The 543-nt window shown below is 47.1% G+C and carries 1 protein-coding gene; it reads right to left on the bottom strand.

The window, feature by feature from the left end:
• Positions 1-543: molybdopterin-dependent oxidoreductase (locus A3738_RS27145; protein WP_156504535.1), on the bottom strand; the 543-nt coding region annotated here is incomplete at both ends.

Raw genomic sequence — 543 nt, 5'->3', positions numbered from 1 at the left:
CATGCTGAGAAGCGAAATCAAATCCGTCAAAACCCATTGCAATTGCGACATCACAGATAATTCGCCAGTCATGCTTTGCCTCACCTAGAGGCGGCAAGAAAGCTCTTTGACGAGAAATCGTGCGCTCTGAATTCGTCACCGTGCCATCTTTTTCTGACCAGCTCGTCGCCGGCAACTTCACATCAGCAAAGGGTAAAGTATCGTTTGACGACACATAATCTGAGACAACAACGAAATCACATTTTTTCAGCGCGCTCTCTATTTGAAGCCTGTTTGGCAGACTCACGACAGGATTGGTCGCCATCACCCAGACCGCTTTAACATCGCCTGATTCAATCTTTTGAAACAGATCTACAGCCTTATGCCCATGCGATTCAACAATTGTTGGGCATGACCAATATTCTTGTACTAGCGCGCGATGTTCTGCGTTATCAATATCCATATGTGCAGCCAGCAAGTTGGCCAAACCGCCTACTTCTCGACCGCCCATTGCATTTGGTTGACCGGTAATAGAGAAAGGTCCACACCCTTCTTTGCCGATTT

Source organism: Oleiphilus sp. HI0066, from assembly GCF_001635725.1.
Note: the sequence above shows the minus strand (reverse complement) of the source record. Positions and strands in the feature narration are given on the sequence as shown.